This window comes from Marinobacter salinus (assembly GCF_001854125.1).
GTDB classification, from domain to species: Bacteria; Pseudomonadota; Gammaproteobacteria; order Pseudomonadales; family Oleiphilaceae; genus Marinobacter; species Marinobacter salinus.
This window is the reverse complement of the sequence record NZ_CP017715.1, coordinates 2,906,637-2,925,032: the sequence shown is the minus strand read 5'-3', so window position 1 is coordinate 2,925,032 and position 18,396 is coordinate 2,906,637. Positions and strand designations below refer to the sequence as shown.

General features: G+C 56.6%; 17 protein-coding genes. 4 read left to right on the top strand and 13 right to left on the bottom strand.

The window, feature by feature from the left end:
• Positions 1 to 14 precede the first annotated feature (14 nt).
• Positions 15 to 770 (top strand): putative 4-mercaptohistidine N1-methyltransferase, encoded by a 756-nt coding sequence (locus BKP64_RS13635; RefSeq protein ID WP_070971125.1) that lies wholly within the window; start codon positions 15 to 17, stop codon positions 768 to 770.
• A 173-nt stretch (positions 771 to 943) separates the two neighbouring features.
• Positions 944 to 1,684 carry a ParA family protein gene (locus BKP64_RS13630; RefSeq protein ID WP_070971122.1) on the top strand — a complete coding sequence of 247 codons (741 nt, stop codon included), beginning with the start codon at positions 944 to 946 and terminating at the stop codon, positions 1,682 to 1,684.
• Positions 1,685 to 1,689: 5 nt separating this feature from the next.
• Here the strand turns inward: BKP64_RS13630 and nfsA are convergent, their stop codons facing one another.
• The 12 genes from nfsA to BKP64_RS13570 all read right to left on the bottom strand — a co-directional run bounded on the left by nfsA (position 1,690) and on the right by BKP64_RS13570 (position 15,130).
• Positions 1,690 to 2,427 carry an oxygen-insensitive NADPH nitroreductase gene (gene nfsA, locus BKP64_RS13625; protein ID WP_070971119.1) on the bottom strand — a complete coding sequence of 246 codons (738 nt, stop codon included), beginning with the start codon at positions 2,425 to 2,427 and terminating at the stop codon, positions 1,690 to 1,692.
• Between the two features lie 119 nt (positions 2,428 to 2,546).
• Positions 2,547 to 2,966, bottom strand: coding sequence for an acyl-CoA thioesterase (locus BKP64_RS13620; RefSeq protein ID WP_070971116.1), 420 nt, complete (start codon positions 2,964 to 2,966; stop codon positions 2,547 to 2,549).
• A gap of 75 nt (positions 2,967 to 3,041) precedes the next feature.
• Positions 3,042 to 4,511: an NAD-dependent succinate-semialdehyde dehydrogenase gene (locus BKP64_RS13615; protein ID WP_070971113.1), complete on the bottom strand. Its 1,470-nt coding sequence runs from the start codon at positions 4,509 to 4,511 to the stop codon at positions 3,042 to 3,044.
• Between the two features lie 88 nt (positions 4,512 to 4,599).
• On the bottom strand, positions 4,600 to 5,757 hold the full coding sequence (locus BKP64_RS13610) for an iron-containing alcohol dehydrogenase (RefSeq protein WP_070971109.1): 1,158 nt from the start codon (positions 5,755 to 5,757) through the stop codon (positions 4,600 to 4,602).
• Positions 5,758 to 5,766: 9 nt separating this feature from the next.
• Positions 5,767 to 6,423 (bottom strand): ATP-binding cassette domain-containing protein, encoded by a 657-nt coding sequence (locus BKP64_RS13605; protein ID WP_070971106.1) that lies wholly within the window; start codon positions 6,421 to 6,423, stop codon positions 5,767 to 5,769.
• A complete protein-coding gene (locus BKP64_RS13600) occupies positions 6,416 to 7,213 on the bottom strand; it encodes an ABC transporter ATP-binding protein (RefSeq protein WP_070971103.1) in 798 nt (265 codons plus the stop codon). The genes BKP64_RS13605 and BKP64_RS13600 overlap by 8 nt, the downstream gene beginning before the upstream one ends.
• Positions 7,210 to 8,160 (bottom strand): branched-chain amino acid ABC transporter permease, encoded by a 951-nt coding sequence (locus BKP64_RS13595; RefSeq protein WP_070971100.1) that lies wholly within the window; start codon positions 8,158 to 8,160, stop codon positions 7,210 to 7,212. Before BKP64_RS13595 ends, BKP64_RS13600 begins: the two co-directional genes overlap by 4 nt.
• Positions 8,160 to 9,056: a branched-chain amino acid ABC transporter permease gene (locus BKP64_RS13590; protein WP_070971097.1), complete on the bottom strand. Its 897-nt coding sequence runs from the start codon at positions 9,054 to 9,056 to the stop codon at positions 8,160 to 8,162. Before BKP64_RS13590 ends, BKP64_RS13595 begins: the two co-directional genes overlap by 1 nt.
• 144 nt (positions 9,057 to 9,200) lie before the next feature.
• Positions 9,201 to 10,481, bottom strand: a complete 1,281-nt coding sequence (locus BKP64_RS13585) for an ABC transporter substrate-binding protein (protein WP_070971094.1) — start codon at positions 10,479 to 10,481, stop codon at positions 9,201 to 9,203.
• Between the two features lie 236 nt (positions 10,482 to 10,717).
• Complete coding sequence (locus BKP64_RS13580) at positions 10,718 to 12,007, bottom strand: ABC transporter substrate-binding protein (RefSeq protein WP_070971092.1); 1,290 nt, start codon at positions 12,005 to 12,007, stop codon at positions 10,718 to 10,720.
• On the bottom strand, positions 12,004 to 13,392 hold the full coding sequence (locus tag BKP64_RS13575; protein WP_070971088.1) for a sigma-54-dependent transcriptional regulator: 1,389 nt from the start codon (positions 13,390 to 13,392) through the stop codon (positions 12,004 to 12,006). Before BKP64_RS13575 ends, BKP64_RS13580 begins: the two co-directional genes overlap by 4 nt.
• A gap of 4 nt (positions 13,393 to 13,396) precedes the next feature.
• Positions 13,397 to 15,130, bottom strand: coding sequence for a sensor histidine kinase (locus tag BKP64_RS13570; RefSeq protein WP_070971085.1), 1,734 nt, complete (start codon positions 15,128 to 15,130; stop codon positions 13,397 to 13,399).
• A gap of 101 nt (positions 15,131 to 15,231) precedes the next feature.
• On the opposite strand from BKP64_RS13570, the gene BKP64_RS13565 reads away from it, so the two are divergent.
• The gene (locus BKP64_RS13565; protein WP_070971082.1) at positions 15,232 to 16,632 is read left to right on the top strand and encodes an ethanolamine ammonia-lyase subunit EutB; all 1,401 of its coding nucleotides are present in this window, start codon (positions 15,232 to 15,234) and stop codon (positions 16,630 to 16,632) included.
• Entirely contained in the window at positions 16,625 to 17,455 is an 831-nt protein-coding gene (eutC, locus tag BKP64_RS13560) for an ethanolamine ammonia-lyase subunit EutC (RefSeq protein ID WP_070971076.1), read from the top strand. The genes BKP64_RS13565 and eutC overlap by 8 nt, the downstream gene beginning before the upstream one ends.
• A 25-nt stretch (positions 17,456 to 17,480) precedes the next feature.
• On the opposite strand, the gene BKP64_RS13555 is transcribed toward eutC, so the two are convergent.
• Positions 17,481 to 18,275, bottom strand: a complete 795-nt coding sequence (locus BKP64_RS13555; protein ID WP_070971073.1) for an enoyl-CoA hydratase/isomerase family protein — start codon at positions 18,273 to 18,275, stop codon at positions 17,481 to 17,483.
• Positions 18,276 to 18,396: the final 121 nt, after the last annotated feature.

Genomic DNA, 18,396 nt, shown 5'->3' with positions numbered 1-18,396 from the left:
TGGAGGCCGAAAAAATGCAACCGAGCGGTTATTACGAAAACGATACGACGCTTGCCCAGTACTGCGAGTTCCATTTTGGAGAGCAGTGGCATGGGGAGCCGAATTTTCCGAAAGAACTGGCGCTGGCGTGTATTGATGCGATGAACGGTCGATCCATGGGTAAGGCCCTGGATATTGGCTGTGCCTGTGGGCGGTCCACGTTCGAACTGGCGAAAGATTTTGACCACGTGGACGGGATAGACTTTTCGGCCAGCTTTATCCAGAAATGTAAGGAGATGGCGGATCAGAAAGTGGTCCGTTATGCGCGCCCGGAGGAAGGCAGGCTGGTGAGCTATCATGAACGCACATTGGCGGGACTGGAGCTTGAGCAGACCGTGGATCAGGTGGCTTTTCATCAAGGGGATGCCTGCGATCTGAAGCCGCAGTTTAGTGGTTACGATCTGGTGCTCGCAGCTAACCTGATTGATCGCCTGTACAAGCCATCGACCTTCCTGACAACGATACATGAGCGCATCAATGATGGCGGGTTGCTGGTCATTGCGTCGCCTTATACTTGGCTTGAGGAATACACTCCGATCGAGGACTGGGTTGGCGGGTTTCAGAAAAACGGGGAAGATTACACCACGCTGGATGGCCTGAGAAACATGCTTGCGCCTCATTTCCGCATGTTGGGCCAACCGCGCAGTCTGCCGTTTGTGATCCGCGAGACCCGCAACAAGTTTCAGCACAGTTTTTCGGAACTGACTGTGTGGCAGAAGGTCACTATTTGAATGTCCGGTCAGAACGTCTGATGGCCGGGTCCGGTGCTTGTCATTAAACTGTCACCGTTATCGGACTAGGATGACCCCTCATCAGGACAGCATGCATTGTGTTGTGCATCGTGTGAATGCTTTAACCGGGGACATCCCCGGTTTTTTTATGCCTGCACGATAGGAGAGGGAAAGTGAGGACGATCGCGTTTTACAGTCTTAAGGGAGGCGTGGGCAAAACCGCCGCTGCAGTCAATATTGCGTACCTGGCCAGTCAGGCGGGCTACTCAACACTGCTTTGGGATCTGGACCCACAAGGGGCATCGAGCTGGTACCTTGCCGGGGCGGAAATGATCAAGGGCCAGAAACTGTCTGCGCTCCTGAAAGGAAAGACCCCGATCGCCGAATTTGTCCATGAGAGCGGTTATCCCAACCTGGATTTCATTCCTTCTCATACCAGCTTCCGAAATCTCGATGTGAAACTTGATCAGGATGAGAGCACGAACCTGATTAAGCAGTGGCTGGCGCCGCTTTCCGAAGAAACCAGCCTTGTCGTGCTGGATTGCCCGCCCTCGCTGTCTCGTTTGTCTGAACAGGTTCTGAAAGCCGCCGATGCCGTTTTTGTGCCGGTTATACCAACCTGGCTTTCCCTCAATAGCTGGGGACAGTTGCAGGCGTTTGCCAGGGAGAAAAAACTGAAACCTTCACGGCTGCACCCCTTTTACTCCATGGCGGACCGCCGGAAGAGTCTCCATCGGGACCTTATTGATGGCCAGGATGAGTATTTACCCAAGAGCCTGAAAACCATTATTCCCAATGCCAGTGTGGTCGAGAAAATGGGTGAAGAAGGCACGCCGGTCGAACTGATCGCGCCTGGTTCGGTGGCTGCGGATGCTTACCGGCGTTTGTGGCGTGAAATCGAGCGACTACTCTGAGCCGTTCACTGCATCTTGAAGCCCTTGCCCTGCAGGAAATCCTTCATGTGTGGGCGCAGTTTGCTGGTAAACAGGGGTTTGAGTTGCTCTGACCAGTTTGTATCCTTGTTGCCGCCGGTGCGCTCCAGATAGTACTTGTTCATGATTTTGTCGAACTCCGCGACCTGTGCTATATCCTGTTCATCCTGGTAATAGTCCTCCTTCAGGATGGTCTCGACCGGCAGGCGAGGCTTAACCTCTGGGTTCTGGTCCGGGTAGCCGATGCACATTCCGAATACCGGATACACATGCTCGGGTAGGCGGAGAATCTCGCTCACTTCGGCTGGGTTGTTCCGGATGCCGCCGATGTAACATAACCCCAGGCCTTCTGACTCGGCGGCAATGGCGACGTTCTGGGCCATCAGGGCAGCGTCGACACTGGCGACCACGAGTTGCTCTGTCATGCCGCGAACGACCTCAGCCCCCGCTCTTTCTGCCGCTTCCGTGGACCGTTTCATGTCCGCACAGAACACCAGAAAATCCGAGCATTCGGCAATGTAGGTCTGACCACCGGCGAGCTCTGCAATTTTCTGACGGTTTTCCGGGTTAACCACGTGAATGACCGAGTAGGCCTGAACGTGGTTGGATGTGGCGGCACTCTGGCCCGCCTGAATGAGTTCCAGCAGCAGCTCGCGGGGTATTTTGCGATCGGAGAACTTCCGGATGGAACGGTGGGATTTCAGGAGTTCGATGGTTGGGTTCATGGGGCCTCGCAATCGGTGAATTCCAGGTAGCATACGAACGTTTTTAAAAAATGGAGGATAGGGTGTTTGCAGACAGTGCGCAAAGCCATACACCGGATTTTCCCGCATTGCTGACCCTTTCAAGCCCCTTTTATTTGAACAAGAGCCGCCCGGATCCGGTCAGGAATTGCAGTGGGTTTGTTTGTTTTCTGATCAACAAAAACATGCACGACTTGCCCGAATGCTGATGCCTCGTCTTCGCTCTGTTTAAAAATGCCGACTTCATAGGTTACCGAAGTGTTGCCTGTTTTTGCGACTCTCAGGCCTGCTTCAATGGCGTCGGGGTAGGCAAGGGGTTTGCGAAACTGACAGTTTGAACTGACGACATACCCCACTACGGTTGCTGAATGAATATCGAGACCACCTTCCTCGATGAGGTAACGGTTGATGGCGGAATCGAAGTAGGAGTAGTAGGTGACATTGTTCACATGGCCATACACATCGTTGTCCATCCAGCGGGTACTGATGGGATAGAACACCTGAAAGTCGCTTCGTTCCATGGAGGCTCTCCTCTGGTAGGTTAAGGGACTCCCAGGCGGCTTTGTGCCGGGGAGTCTCAGGTTGTCGTCAGAGTGTTAACGCATCCCTCCCAGGCAAAGGTATTTCAGCTCCATATACTCATCCAGCCCGTAATGGGAGCCCTCGCGGCCAAGGCCACTTTCCTTTACGCCGCCAAACGGGGCGACCTCGGTAGAGATGATGCCCTCGTTAACCCCAATCATGCCGGACTCAAGGGCTTCGGCGACATGCCAGACCCTGTGAATATTGGTGCTGTAGAAGTATGCAGAGAGTCCAAACTCGGAATCATTGGCCATGGCAATGGCGTCCTCTTCGGTTTCAAACCGGAACAAGGGGGCAACCGGGCCAAAAGTTTCCTCACTGGCGATCAGCATGTCCTGGGTGGCACCGGTCAGGATCGTAGGCTCAAAAAAGGTACCGCCCAGAGCGTGAGCCTGGCCGCCCAGAGCCACTTTGGCGCCTTTGGCGGTGGCATCGGCGATGTGCCGCTTCACCTTATCCAGTGCAGCCTGGTTGATCAGCGGCCCCTGATGGGTTTCGCCCTCGAGACCGGCGCCCACCACCATCTTGCTGACCGCTGCCTTCAGTTTCTCGACGAAGGCATCGTAAACACCGGACTGCACATACACCCGGTTTGCGCATACACAGGTCTGGCCGGTGTTGCGGTATTTGGAAGCCATCAGGCCGGCAACAGCCGCATCAAGATCGGCGTCGTCAAAGACAATGAACGGTGCGTTGCCGCCCAGTTCCAGGCTGACTTTCTTGACAGTATCACTGGCCTGGCGCATCAGTAGCTTTCCGACCGGCGTGGAGCCGGTGAAGGAGACCTTGCGGACAATGGGGTTGCCGGTGAGTTCACCGCCAACAGCAACGGCGTTTGGTTTTGAGCAGGTAATAACATTGACCAGTCCGGCCGGCACCCCCGCCTGTTCTGCAAGTGCGGTGATTGCCAGAGCAGACAATGGCGTATCCTCTGCCGGCTTGATCACGACCGGGCAACCTGCCGCAAGCGCTGGCGCGACCTTTCTGGTGATCATGGCAATCGGGAAATTCCACGGTGTAATCGCGGCTACCACCCCCACCGGCTGTTTGATTACGACAATACGCTTGTCCTTGCCATGGCCGGGAATGACATCCCCGTATGCACGTTTGGCCTCTTCCGCGAACCATTCGATAAAGCTGGCGCCGTAGCCAACCTCACCACGGGATTCCGCCAGGGGTTTGCCCTGTTCTGCGGTCATCAGGCGGGCCAGATCTTCCTGGTTTTCCATCAGGAGGTTGAACCATTTCTTAAGAATGTTGGCTCGCTCCTTGGCGGGTGTGGAACGCCAGGCGGGCCATGCAGCCTCAGCAGCCTCAATGGCTATCCGGGTATCTGTATCATCCATATCCGGGACACTGACCAGGTGCTCGCCATTGGCTGGGTTGGTAACCTCAAAGGTCTTGCCGGAGCCTGCAGTTGTCCACTGACCGTTGATATAGGCGCGATCGCGGAGGAGTTCCGGATTCTTAAGCTCAAGAGACATAACTAACCTCAATAAAAAAAGGCGCTGCCGCAGCTAGGCGACTGCGCCTGAAGGGGATCGGTAGACGCCCGAGTGGCGGGCGGCTGTTTCAGAAAGCGGCTTTATAGATAGCCAATGCGTCAGCTTCCGAGACTTCCCTCGGGTTGTTCACCAACAGCCGGGTCTGTTTCATGGCGTCGGATGCCATAACTGACAGATCGGATTCGCCAATGCCAACCTCACGCAAGGTCTGCTCAAGTCCCAGGTCCGCACTCAGTGCTTCCATGCGGTCGATGAATGCGTCAACTCGCTGTTCCTCGGGTACCGAGGCCAGGTCCGGAAAGGCATCCGTCGCCAGTGTGGCGTAGGCTTCGCTGCAGGAACTGGCGTTAAAGCGCATGACATGGGGTAGCACCAGGGCATTGGACAGACCGTGAGGGACGTGAAAAATGCCACCGATGGGATAGGCCAGTGCATGCACTGCCGCCACCGGCGAGTTGGCAAAGGCCTGACCGGCCAGCATGGCGCCCAGCAACATGTCAGAGCGTGCCTGAACGTTGCTTCCCTCTTTTACTGCGGTTTCAATATTGGCACCGAGCAGTCGAAGCGCTTCACGGGCCAGTGAGCGCGACACGGGATTGTTGTTCACGGATGCGGAGGTGTAGCTCTCGATGGCGTGAACCATGGCGTCGATCCCTGTCGCGGCGGTGACAGGGGCCGGCAGCCCAAGGGTCAGCTCAGCGTCAAGAAGGGCAATGTCTGGAAGCAGCTGTGGCGCCACCACACCCTTTTTCTCAGTTTCACCAACAGTGATGATGGAAATTGGAGTGACTTCCGAGCCTGTGCCTGCGGTAGTAGGAATCTGGATCAGCGGCAGTCGCTGCCCCTTGGCCTGCCCAACGCCATACACGTCATCCAGTTTCTCACCACCTCCGATCAACAGTGCAATCAGTTTGGCGACGTCCATGGAGGAACCCCCGCCAAAGCCGATGACTCCGTCGATGTTTGCGGCCCGTGCCTCTGCCAGCGCGGCTTCAACGACGGCAACGGGCGGGTCAGCAACAACGCCGTCGAATATACGATAGTGTACGCCAGCCTGGTCCAGGGAATCCGTTGCGGCGCCCAGCAAGCCAGCCTTGATTAGCCCCGGATCAGTCACCAGCAGAACGCTTTTGCCAATCTGCTCACTTACAATGGTGCCCAGGCGTTTGATCGATCCGGGTTCGCAGATGACACTTTTGGTCGTGTTAAAGGTAAATGCTGTCATGATTCTCTCCTAGGTCAGGGATGCCAAAGGCTCAACGCTGCCTCGTTCGATCTGAAACGCCTTGTCGACCAGATCCGCAGAGTGTGACTGGTCCGACTCTGACAGTAACACGGTCAGCCCTTCATCTTTGAGTGTACTTAATACACTGACGAGGCGTCGCGACAGGGCGGGAGCTACCCCCTCAAAAGGTTCATCCAGCAGTAACAGGTGGGTTCCCGTCATCATGGCCCTGGCCAGCGCTACCAGTTTTTGCTGGCCGCCGGACAACTGTAGCGCCCGGCGATCCGAAAAGGCTTCGACTTCCGGCATCATTTCGTAGATCCAGGCCAGTCGGGCTTCAGCATTATTCAGCTTGCAGGCCCACGCCGGTGCCATGATGTTTTCTTCTACCGTCAGATCGGGTACCAGGCGACGATCTTCCGGCATGTAGCCAATCGACATGCCTGCGCGCTCGAATGAGCCCTGTTTGGTCATATCGGTGCCATTAATAATGACCTGCCCGGATTTTGGTTTGAGCAAACCCATAATCGAGCGCAATGAGGTTGTCTTGCCGGCACCGTTGCGACCGATCAGCCCGACCATGGAGCCTTTGGTGACCGAGAAGCTGACATCGCGGAGGATGGTGGTGCCGGCTATTTCAGTGGTTACGTTCTTGAGTTCAAGCATTGCCGGACTCCTTCTTGGTAACGGAATTTTCGTCACTCAAATCCAGGTGGTGGCCTACAACCAGTTCCTGCACCTTGGGATCCGACAGAACCTTTTGGGTTGGCCCATCAGCGAGAACGCGTCCATCGTAGAACGCCAATACCCGGTCGGCATAACGCAGAACCACTTCCATATCATGTTCCACAAACAGGGTGGCGGCGTCACTCTTGCGCACGGCGGCCATGACGGTGTCCATCAGGATGAATTTATCCTCAACGGCGACACCGGATGTGGGCTCGTCCAGCAGCATCAGGCCGGGGTCCGACAACATGGCCATGGCGATATCAAGGAGCTTGCGGACGCCCTGTGGCAGTGTTGACACAATTTCATCCACGTAGTCTTCGATCTCGTACTCGCGCAGCACCGCATGGGCTTTATCTATCTTGTCAGTGGATCGCAGGGGCTTCAGGAAACTCAGCTTCCGATCTACAGAAAAGCCAAAGGCAATCAGCATGTTATCCAGAACAGTCAGTTCCTGGAACAGCTGTGCTACCTGGAAGGAGCGGCCGACGCCGGCCAGCGACACCTCCCTGGGCGACTTACCTATAATCGATTTTCCCCGAAAGAGGATGTCGCCGCCTGACGGTTGAGTGTAGCCGGTCACCATATTGATAAAGGTGGTCTTGCCCGCGCCGTTTGAGCCGATAACCCCGACGATTTCACCACTGCTGAGCTCGACATTGATATCGGTGGCGGCCGTGACAGCACCGAAGGTTCTTTCCAGGTTGACCGTTTTCAGTAAAGCGCTCATGTGGTTTTCCTCGCTTTCTTGGTCTGGAAGCGTTCAACCAGCGACCAGAGGCCGGAAGGCATGAACAGGATGATGGCTAGCAGTGCGAAACCGAGGATCATTTGCCAGGTGTAAGGCGCAACGGCGAACGCATAGGTGCGCAGTGCTTCGAACAACACCGCCGCAATGATTGGTGCGGCGACGTGTGCCGTGCCACCCATTAAGGCAATAAAGACGAACTCGCCGGAGGTGGTCCAGTACGCCATTTCCGGATCAACGTGACCGCTGACCAGTGCGGTGACAGTGCCACCGATGGCGGCCAGCCCTGCGGCGATGATGTATTTGACGTAGACGATCTTGAACACCGAGCCACCGAGATACTCCAGGCGGATCTCGTTTTCCCGAACCGCTTCGCCAGCATAGCCGGACAGCGATTTGAGATAGCGCCAGGCGAGAATGCCGAGGCTAAAGACGAGGAACACGGCGACAGCCAGCACCAGGTCCGAGGCAGCTTCGGGCCCCGGAGCCCAGCCCAGCAAGCTCGGGTTGGCAACGTTGAAGCCATCGGTTGAGCCCAACACCTGGTTGCGCACCAGCAGACCATAGAGAATCATGGAAAAGGCCATCGAGAACATGGCAAAGAAGATTTCCCGATACCGGCATAGCAGCAAACCAATGATGGCGGCTATGGCAACGCTGACGCCTATTGAGGCCAGGAGTATCAGAAGCACATCAGTGACTTCTGCGAACTGGGTCAGCATGCCGGCAACGTATGCGCCTACACAGTAATAAAGGCCCTGACCAAAGGACACCAACCCTGCCCGCATCAGCAGTACCAGGCCCAGAACCACCAACCCTTTACCCATGGCAATGGTAAGCAGGTAGGACATCCAATTTGGTAAAACCAAACCAACCGCGAGGATGGCAAGCCCGAGAAAAAATAGCAGCGCTAAGGATTTTTTGCTCATCAGATTTTCCTCGCGTTGGCAACGGCAAACAGACCCTGCGGGCGAAATGCCAGCACCAGGCCCATCACTGCGTAGATAACAAACAGTTCAACTTCCGGGTAAAGATGCACGGCGGTAGCACGCGCCATTCCGACGATCAGGGCACCGACCAGAGCTCCGGAAATACTGCCCAGGCCACCAATGACCACCACGGCGAAAGCCAGTACGATTACTTCAATTCCCATGCCTGGCACGACGGACAGGCCCGGTGCGGTCAGAGCACCGGCAAGCGCGCCAATGCCGGCACCAATCAGGAAGGTAATGGTAAAGATCTTGGATACGTTGATCCCCAGTGCACCGGCAATTTCGCGATCATGGATAACCACCCTCAGCAGCTTTCCATTCTGGGTGCGATTGAGTCCGTACCAAAGCGCCAGCCCGATGAGGATGCTCACACCAATCAGCATGAAGTCGTAATTGGCGAATGACAGCCCCATGAACTTTGATCTTCCCAACATGGTGTAGGGCTGGTACGCAAAATAGGGCTCAACACCAAAGGCCAGTTTGATGGCGTCTTCCATAATTAACAGGACGGCGTAGGTCACCAGAATCATGACCACTTCGTCCCGGCCGTACATGAAACGTAATAAGCCGCGCTCCACCAATAGGCCCACGGTGATACCGGCCACGAGGGCCGCGCCGATCAAGGCGACGAAGCTGAACCAGGGCACGGAGCCGGTCGAGAAATACCAGCCGACCATGGCGGCGCCGGAATAGGCACCCAGGGCGTAGAAGCTGCCGTGGGACATGTTAAGGATCCGCATGACCCCATAAATCAAGGTGAGGCCTGCGGAAATGATGAATAGCCAGGACGCGTAGACCGAGCCATCCACCAGGATTGCTAGAAGTTGTTTCATCTCGATACTCCCGATTCTTTGCACGGCCCTTGTTGCCCAATCGTGCACTGAATAGGGGCGGAGCAGGGGTGAAAGATCATTGGGTAGACGCATCGGAGAGCCCCGGGCGGGGCCTCCGATGAGTGTGCTGCTAGGTCAGGACGATCAGTCGCACTCAGCGCCCGGCATGCCGGCCTGAATCCACTTGACGGTTTCTGTCCCTTCCGGCGGATTTACGCAGTCAGCCGGGTAACGGGTGATGTCGGTGAAAGTGATTTCGCCGTCAACCCGCTTGAGGCGGCCATAAACCATCTCGGTAGCGGCCTGGTGGCCCTTGCCACGGCTCATTTCAACTTTGCCGCCCGGGCCTTCGAACTCAAGGCCTTCAAAGGAGGAGATAACATCTTCGGTGGAAGCACCAACACCGGCTTTGTCCTGGGCAAGCTTGAGGCCGATCAGGGCGTGAGCCATGTGGTAAGCAGGGAAGGTAGGCGGTGTGCCAAAGCGCTCCGTGAACTCGGTCTGGAACCAGGTGTTCAGTTCACTTTCAGGTGCGAAAGGACCGAAGGGGCCACGGGCACCGATGATGGCGCCATCAGGCAGGTGTTCGCCCAGGCTGTTCAGTGCGGTCTCACCGGCTGTAAAAATAACCTGGTTGTCTGCCAGCAGGCCCCGGGCTGCTGCCTGCAATACAAAAGCGTCGGTGTCACCGCCCCAGAACGAGGTGTGAATGACATCGGCAGAGTTGACCTGCAGCGCAGAAATCTCAGCACCATACTGACCGGCGAACAGCTTCGGGAACTGCTCGGTGGTGATTTCGATGTCACCGTCACGCAACACTTTCAGCGTCTCGGTGAAATCGCGCCAGCTGTCGTGGCCCCAGGAGTAATTCTGGTTGATCCCGGCAACGGATTGCAGGTCCGGCACGTTGTCGTTGATGTATCGTGCTGCCGCGATGTTGTCCATGCTGGCGGTGGAGTGGGTACGGAAGACGTACTTGTAATCGGCCTCTTCGAACACACGGGGCGTCCCGCAGTCGAACAGCACAGTCAGCATTTTCAGTTCTTCGGCAACAGCAGGAATGGCGAGGCAGTCACCTGAAGAAATATAACCGACGACGGCGTCGACGCCATCCCGCTCTACCAGGTTACGGAATTCAGAGGTTTGCTTGGTGGCGCCACCCGCTTCATCCACGTAAACCGGGGTGATCATGCGACCGTCAATGCCCTTGCCTTGGATCGGGGCAGGCAGAGTTCCGTCGTTGATCGCATCGATGACGAGGTCGGCGGCGTTTTTGGCGGGAATTCCGAACGGGCCGGACGCGGCCCCGGAAAGGAAAGTAACGAGGCCCAGTTTGTAGTCGTCGGCGGCATGCGCGCTGAGGCTCAGTCCACCTGTTGTCATGGCACAGGCGACCGTCGCTGCGGTCAGCAGAGAGTGTTTCATTTTGGTTCTCCAGACTGTTGTTCTTGTGTCGTTTGGTCGGACGACCAGTATTGTTATTTTCTGGTGTCCTGCCCGACGTTCTATCAAGTCGGTACCTGGACTAAGCAGTCGCTGTGCCAGAATGGAGTAACTTTTATCTCTTTGATATTAAAGAAATAAGATTTCAGCCTCGAGGGCGGCCAGAGAGAATGAGCGGTTTTCGCTCGCATGTGATGAGCGCTTCGAGCGGAATTCGCTCATTTTGTCTCTGCCCGCCTGGGCTCAAGTTCGGCTGGATAGTATATGTGCCAGTTTCCCAGCATCACTTTTGCCGGAGGGTAGCGGTCATCGGGAACGGTTTCGCCGATGGCCATGACCTGTTGGATCTGGTGTGAGTCCGGATCCATGGAGGACTGGAACCCGGTAGGGTCTTCAGGCGTGGTCAGTGCCAGTTGTTCAAATGCCTGCTCAATAGCTAACGGGTCCTTGTAATTGGCTCCGGCATTTTTCACGGCTTCTGCGATAGCGACAATACCGGTGAATGCACCTTGTGCGCCGGAGGAGGGGTAATACCCGGCTTCACGGTGAAATTCCTCTACAAACCACTGATTAAACTCTGTTTCAGGCCAGTTATTGTGATGCCGCGATGCCAATAGAAGCCCCAAAGGCATGTTCTCCCCGAGTTGCGCAAAAATTTCATAATCTCCGCCTTTTTCAAAATTGGCAAAACGAGCAGTCTCGAACAGTCTGGTCTCGGTAGCCTGGGTGACGAACGCGACAAAATCTCCGCCCCAGAGGCTGTTTACCACCAGGTCCGGCTTCTCTGTGATTAGTTCATTGATGTAATGGCTGTAATCCGGCTCGCTCAGTCTTGGCCAAAGTGCCCCGGCAATTTCATAATTTACTCCGAAACGCTCCAGGGCCTCTCTGAAATCGGCCCAGACCTGATAGCCATATTCATAGTCGGGACCGAGGTAGGAGATCCGTAAAGGTTTTCGTGCAAGATGGTCTGAAAAGTAATCCTTGATAAACAGGGCTCCGGCAGTCATGGATTGCCGTGTATCGTTGGTCACCCTGAAATAGCGATCGTGGAAGAACTCGTCGGTGAGTCTTGAAGATGCATGGTCGGTACCGATAAAAAATGCGCCGGCGGACTCCGCAATCGACGTTACTTCAATGGCGACAGAGGAATTGACTACGCCACACAGAAAACTGGCACCTTCGTCTTCGATAAAACGCCGGGCCAGGGTGGTGGCCGTTGAAAGCTTGGATTTGGTATCACCAAGGAGAATGCGAAGGCGAGCTCTGTCAGGTGCCGCCTGTTCCTCAAGGTACTTGAGGGCAAGGCGAATGCCGACAACGGAGTCCCGTCCCAGGACACCCGCACGGCCCGACATCGGGTACAGGCAGCCGACGGTTACATCGGCCTGCTCTTTGGGTGCGCCTAATGCCTCTGCGGAAGCCTGTGGTGTTGCCATGGCCACCAGATAAACTGTGCTAAAGAGCATCAGCCTGCGAAAAAATTTTCCGGCTCGTTGCCTGCTCAACGGTCCTCTCCTGCCAGCCCCAGCTTCTGCATTCGGCGTTTCAGCGCATGACGCGAAATTCCCAGGGAGCTTGCGGCGTCGCCCTTGCGGCCCCGTGACTGCAGAAGCGCCTCACGAATGCACTCAGCCTCTCGCTTGGCCATTTCGCTTGCCAGCAGGCTATCCCCTCCTGTGCCGGCGTCTGCGGTATTTTCTGCGCCAGCGGGTTGTGTCCTGGCAGCATCGGTAATTTCGGGAGGTAACCGAGCGGGTACAATTGTCTCTCCGGCGTGAAGGATGGTTAGTCGCTCAATGGTATTGCGCAGTTCCCTTATGTTCCCGGGCCATTGGTAGTCGCATAACAGCGCCATGGTTTCCGGGGGAACAACAATAGGACTGCACCCTTCCTGAAGGGCAAGGTCTTCTGAGAAATGCGCCACAAGTTGAGGTATGTCGTCCCGACGTTCTGCCAAAGCAGGGATGCTCAGTGGCATGACATTCAGGCGGTAAAACAGGTCTTCCCGGAATGAACCTGACTGGGCTTCCGCCTGCAAGTCCCGATTACTCGCTGCGATGACCCGAATGTCCGCCTCAATTTCGGTGTGGCCTCCCACTGCCCGGAACCTGTGTGTTTCCAGGAATGTCAGGAGTTTGGCTTGAAGAGGGAGCGGCAACTCACCAATTTCGTCCAGGAAAAGGGTTCCGCCAATCGCCAGCTCAACCAGTCCCGTGCGTCGTTTATCCGCTCCGGTGTAGGCGCCCTTCTCGGCGCCGAACAATTCTGCCTCCAGTAGGTTTTCCGGCAGCGAGGCACAGTTCACGGAGACAAAAGGTGCCTGTTTGTCTTTCACCGAATGCAGTGCCTTGGCAATGATCGTCTTGCCACTCCCGGAGGGCCCCTGGAGCAGAATCGTCCGTGCAGAGCTTTTCCCAATCCGCTCCACTTGCCCAAGCAGTGTGCGCATCGCACTACTGTGGCCAATCAGACCCTGAGCGTTGGCTTCCCGTTCTCTTCGGTAAGCCACCTCCTCAGTGAGCTGTCGATGTTGGTGATTGCGAAGGATCAGCAGAATGAGTTCGTCCAGATCAAAGGGCTTGGTGATGTAGTCCTGAGCTCCCTTTTTCACGGCTTCCACCGCTGCACGGGTATCGCCATGTGCGGAAATCATGATGGTCGTTGGCGGCGCTGGCATTGTCTTGATGATATCCAGAATGTCGAAACCCGACTGGTCGGGAAGTTTGAGGTCTAGTAGCACAATGTCTGGTGTTGCTGCTTCGATAGCCGCCAGGCCGTCCTTGCCCGTGTAGGCTGCGTGCACCGTCATGCCTTCTTCCTCCAGGGAAAAAATCAGGCTGCTGACGAGGTTTCTCTCATCGTCGATAATCAGGACGTTTGGTTTGCGCATCAGGTCATTCCGGATTCGAGTTGTTCAGATAAAGTGGCAACCTCAGGGTTACTTTCAGCCCTTCGCCGGGGACGCTCTGAAACCTCAGAGTCCCCTGGTTTGCCTGTGCCAGTTGCTTGCAGATGGCGAGGCCCAGCCCCGTACCATTGGTCTTGGTTGTAAAAAAAGGTTCTGTCAGGTGACTTAAGTGGTCGGCGCTGACTCCCGGGCCGTTATCGCTGACGGAAATATAAACCGCAAGCCCTTGCTGTCTGACTCTGATGACTACCCGCCCACCAATGGCTTCGAGAGCCTGAATGGCATTCATCACCAGGTTCATGACGATCTGGCGGATCTGCGACGGATCTGCCCAGGCAAAAACCTGTGAATGCTCGACCTGAACCAGCTCGACACCATGACGATGGGCAACCGCATCCGCAAGGATCTTGACGGTTTCCACCACGTCCAGGACGTTCACCTTCTGGGCCTTCGCCTCCCTTGGCCGCGCGTAGTCCAGCAACAGTTGTACGACATCGTTTACGCGATCAATTTCGTGATCGACGGATTCCATGAGTTTCTGGCGCTTGGGATCAGATTCTTTTCTGGATAATGCCTGAATTGTGGTTTTTATTGTCGCCAGAGGGTTTCGTATTTCATGGGCGACACCCGCCGAAAACTGCCCGAGAACCGCTCGCCGCTCCACGTCGACCATGCTTTTTACCAGCCGTTTGAGGCGTAGACGCATGCGTTCAAGGGCGAATGAGAGATATCCGATTTCAGCGGTACCCTCGATGCCGAGCGGTGTGTCGAAGTCACCGCTGGCAACCCTGTCGGCGCCCTCAATCAGGGGAGTCACCTGCCTATCGAGCCGCTTCGATAAATGGCGGGACAGGAAAATAACGCCCAGTGCCACACCCATGGCCAGAAAAATCAGTCCGAATCGGGCGGACTCCAAGGGGCCAAGCAAGGGGTCACCCAACCATTGCAGACGAATATGCCACCCTTCAATAAAGGCTCGGGAATTGATGTCCTTTTTTGAGCCCGGGCCAGGCGGTTTAAGATTGCCCACGGAGGTTAGCAGCACCTTCTGGGGAGGCACGATTAAAGGCGCCTGTAACCCGGGCAGGGTGAGGTCCTGGATTTGCTCAGTGAGGCTGGCGAGCCGGATCACCAGGCCAATCCAGGCCTCTGGCGCCGGATCAAAGCCCGTTGGGCTGAGCCTGAGGATGATCCAGCCCGGTCTGTCGGGAGTTGGTAGAGCCGGGCCCAGCAGTTCTGCACCCGCAAAGCGGGTGACGGGCAAAGTTCGCCAGGAAACCCCCTCAAGCAAGGTCTGTGTCAAATACCACTGTGGCTGGTCGAACCGGGCCGGTTTTGTGACCACGCCATAAATGTGCGGACTGTCGAGTTGTTGCCTCAGTTGGGCGAGCATAACCCGATCAGGCGTATCGCCTGGTTGCGCGGTGGTAAGCCACTCAAAAACCTCCGGGATATCGGCAAGCCCTTCCAGTTCGTAAATACGTTCCTGAAGGAAGGTTCGCAGAAGGTTTTCGGCGCCGGATAACCTGGCATTGGTGCGACTCTCGGTCACTTTGTCCAAAGCCCGGACGTACTGGGTGTCGTAGACAATCGCCAACAGCCCAAGGGGTACAAGAGCGATAAGGAGGGCGCTGAAAAGGTACCGCCTCGCCAACCCATTGCGCTGCAGTGTGCGCAAGCGGGGCGGAGTGGATGAATCGTGTTTTATTATACTTTTCATCCGGAAAGCATATCGGGAGTCAGGGAGGGTTGGAATAACTGTTTGCTATGCTGGGCAAACGAGCGTTTGATGAATAAACCAGTGATTGGCGGAGAGGCGGGATGCAGCACAAGTATTCATACATGCTCGGTGAGCGGACCTGGCAGTTCCGGAATCTGGCAGACCTGATGGCGAAAGCGACGCCGGCCCGCTCCGGTGATCGGCTGGCGGGTGTGATCGCCGGATCCGCCGAAGAGCGCGTGGTTGCGCAAATGCGGCTGGCGGAATTGCCGCTGAACGCTTTCCTGTCGGAAGCGCTGATTCCCTATGAGCAGGACGAAGTGACACGGCTCATTGTGGACGAGCATGATGCCCGGGCTTTTCAGGCCGTCGCCCACCTGACGGTCGGTGATTTCAGGAACTGGCTGCTCAGCGATCACGCCACGCCTGAGGCGCTTGCGGCCCTGGGGCCGGGCCTGATGCCGGAAATGGTGGCGGCAGTGAGTAAGCTGATGCGGAATCAGGACCTCATTCTCGTGGCCCGAAAGTGCCGGATTCAGACCGCTTTCCGGAATACCATTGGCCTGCCCGGCCATCTGTCTACCCGGCTGCAACCCAATCATCCAACTGATGATATGGCCGGCATCGCCGCAAGCATTCTGGACGGGCTGCTGTATGGCAGTGGAGATGCGGTGATTGGCATCAACCCGGCCACCGATAACGTGGCTCAGGCCACCAAACTGATGCGGATGATGGATGAGGTTATCCGCAAATACGACATACCGACCCAGTCCTGTGTCTTGACCCACGTGACCAATACGATTGAGGCTATTGAACAGGGCGCACCGGTGGATCTGGTGTTCCAGTCGATCGGGGGCACGGAAGCCACCAACAGCAGTTTCGGGTTCAACCTGTCCACGCTCGAGGAGGCCCGGGATGCAGCGCTCTCCCTGAAGCGGGGAACGGTTGGCCAGAACGTCATGTATTTCGAAACCGGCCAGGGCAGCTCCCTGTCGGCCGACGCTCATCACGGGCTTGATCAGCAAACTTGTGAAGCCCGGGCATACGCCGTTGCCCGTCGGTTCAACCCGCTACTGGTGAACACCGTGGTCGGTTTCATCGGGCCTGAATACTTGTTCGACGGCAAGGAGATTATCCGCGCCGGCCTGGAGGATCATTTCTGCGGAAAGCTGCTGGGTGTCCCGATGGGGTGTGACATCTGCTACACCAACCATGCGGAAGCGGACCAGAACGACATGGACAATCTGCTGACTCTGCTCGGGGTAGCAGGCTGCACGTTCATCATGGGAATTCCCGGATCCGACGACATCATGCTCAATTACCAGACCACCTCTTTCCACGATGCGCTTTATGCGCGGCGGGTACTGGATCTGAAGCCGGCACCGGAGTTTGAAGCCTGGCTCGACCGGATGAACATCTTCGAGGACGCTTCGAGGCATGAGCCAAGTGCCACATTGCCGGCCATGTTCCAGAACAGCCTCGGGGGTCTGACCCATGACTGAACGTAACAGGGAACTGGTCACAGAGAATGTCTGGCGGACCTTGCGTCGTTACACCGATGCCCGGATTGGCCTGGGGCGGGCGGGTATCAGCCTGCCCACTTCGGAATTGCTGACGTTCCAGCTAGCCCACGCCCAGGCGCGGGACGCGGTGCATTTTCCACTGGATGTGAACCGGCTCGTTGAATCCCTCAAGACCCTGGACACGACGAACGCCCTCGGCCTGCCCGTGGTTGTGCACAGCCAGGCTGAGGACCGCTTCACCTACCTGCAACGGCCTGATCTGGGCAGGCGTTTGTCGGAGCAAGGGTATGAGCGGCTGCTGGCCGCCGGACAATCCGAGGCTCCGACCGCTGACCTCGCCATCGTTATTGTCGACGGGCTGTCTTCCTCTGCGGTACAGAACAATGTGGTTCCGTTTCTGGACAGCTTTCTCAGCGACCTGAAACGAGAGCGCCGGGACTGGCAACTGGCACCGCTGACGATTGTAGAGCAGGGCAGGGTTGCTATCGGCGATGAGGTTGGTGGACTACTGAAAGCGCGAATAGTCGTGGTGTTGATCGGCGAACGGCCCGGGCTGAGCTCGCCAGACAGCCTCGGGATTTACCTCACGTTTGGGCCGGAATCGGGCCTGTCCGACGCCCGCCGGAACTGTATTTCCAACGTCCGGCCCGCCGGGCTCGGTTTTAACGACGCCAGCCAACGGCTTCTCTATCTGATTCGCGAAGCCGATCGCCTCAAGCTTTCAGGAGTGGAGCTCAAGGACCGCACGGAAGAGGTGGTGATCGAACAGGACCGAACCGGCAGCACGTTTCTGACCAATTGAATAACCGCATGGCCAGGTGTGGGAGTTACCTGCCGGAAAAGGCAGCTGGCCGCTTGGTGAGAAACGCCGATACACCTTCTGCGAAGTCGGCTGTTTCGGTGGCCTTCAGAAACGCCTGTCGCTCAGCTTCCAGGTGGACGTCGAGGGGGCGGCCATGGGCATCGTCCACCAGTCGACGAAACGCACCAAAAGCCTGAGTTGGCCCATTGGCGACCCGGCTGACGGTGGCCGCCAGAACCTCATCAAACGTTTCTTCCGGTGACACCTCGGCCACCAGGCCCCATTGTTGCGCTTCAAATGCTGTCAGGGTGCGGCCAAGCATCATCATTTCCGTAGCCCGCGCCGATCCTATCTTGTGGGGCAAAAACCATGTGCCACCGCAGTCGGGCACAGTGCCTATACCATTGTAGGCAATCAGGAATCGGGCGTTTTCCTCGGCCACTATCAGATCTGCCATCAGCGCAAGACTAAGGCCGGCACCGGCGGCAGCGCCCTTAACTCCGGCGATCACCGGAGCATCGATTGCTCGCAGCTTGAGAATGGCCGGAATCAGTGCATCCAGCATTCCGTTCACAGCCTGCCGGGCCTGAACGGGAGAGCCGGACATGCTTGCGACATCACCTCCAGCCATGAATGCCCGCCCTGCACCCGTCAGAACCACGCATCGAAGCCCGGGTTTGCGAGCCAGGTCGTTGACCGCCTGGTGAAAGGCCTGGGCCATGGGCACGTCAATGGCATTAAGAACCTCGGGTCGATTGAAGGTCAGGGTGGCGACACCGGTTTGCTCATTGAACGCAGGGGTCACAGGTAGATTTGTCATTGTTGTTTGTCTCCCGTCTTTGCTTATTTGATGAAGCATAGGACAGACTGCCTTGGTTTTTATGGCCGGGTTGGACTATTTTAAATGTGGCTCGGGAAATTGACCTGACGTTTACGACAAC

Bases quoted from the DNA above. Each gene is read 5' to 3' on its own strand.
- BKP64_RS13585 (WP_070971094.1), bottom strand. From the start codon at position 10,481: ATGAAACACTCTCTGCTGACCGCAGCGACGGTCGCCTGTGCCATGACA.
- nfsA (WP_070971119.1), bottom strand. From the start codon at position 2,427: ATGAACCCAACCATCGAACTCCTGAAATCCCACCGTTCCATCCGGAAG.
- BKP64_RS13605 (WP_070971106.1), bottom strand. From the start codon at position 6,423: ATGCTTGAACTCAAGAACGTAACCACTGAAATAGCCGGCACCACCATC.
- BKP64_RS13635 (WP_070971125.1), top strand. From the start codon at position 15: ATGCAACCGAGCGGTTATTACGAAAACGATACGACGCTTGCCCAGTAC.
- BKP64_RS13600 (WP_070971103.1), bottom strand. From the start codon at position 7,213: ATGAGCGCTTTACTGAAAACGGTCAACCTGGAAAGAACCTTCGGTGCT.
- BKP64_RS13595 (WP_070971100.1), bottom strand. From the start codon at position 8,160: ATGAGCAAAAAATCCTTAGCGCTGCTATTTTTTCTCGGGCTTGCCATC.
- BKP64_RS13570 (WP_070971085.1), bottom strand. From the start codon at position 15,130: ATGAAAAGTATAATAAAACACGATTCATCCACTCCGCCCCGCTTGCGC.
- BKP64_RS13620 (WP_070971116.1), bottom strand. From the start codon at position 2,966: ATGGAACGAAGCGACTTTCAGGTGTTCTATCCCATCAGTACCCGCTGG.
- BKP64_RS13555 (WP_070971073.1), bottom strand. From the start codon at position 18,275: ATGACAAATCTACCTGTGACCCCTGCGTTCAATGAGCAAACCGGTGTC.
- eutC (WP_070971076.1), top strand. From the start codon at position 16,625: ATGACTGAACGTAACAGGGAACTGGTCACAGAGAATGTCTGGCGGACC.
- BKP64_RS13565 (WP_070971082.1), top strand. From the start codon at position 15,232: ATGCAGCACAAGTATTCATACATGCTCGGTGAGCGGACCTGGCAGTTC.
- BKP64_RS13590 (WP_070971097.1), bottom strand. From the start codon at position 9,056: ATGAAACAACTTCTAGCAATCCTGGTGGATGGCTCGGTCTACGCGTCC.
- BKP64_RS13610 (WP_070971109.1), bottom strand. From the start codon at position 5,757: ATGACAGCATTTACCTTTAACACGACCAAAAGTGTCATCTGCGAACCC.
- BKP64_RS13575 (WP_070971088.1), bottom strand. From the start codon at position 13,392: ATGCGCAAACCAAACGTCCTGATTATCGACGATGAGAGAAACCTCGTC.
- BKP64_RS13615 (WP_070971113.1), bottom strand. From the start codon at position 4,511: ATGTCTCTTGAGCTTAAGAATCCGGAACTCCTCCGCGATCGCGCCTAT.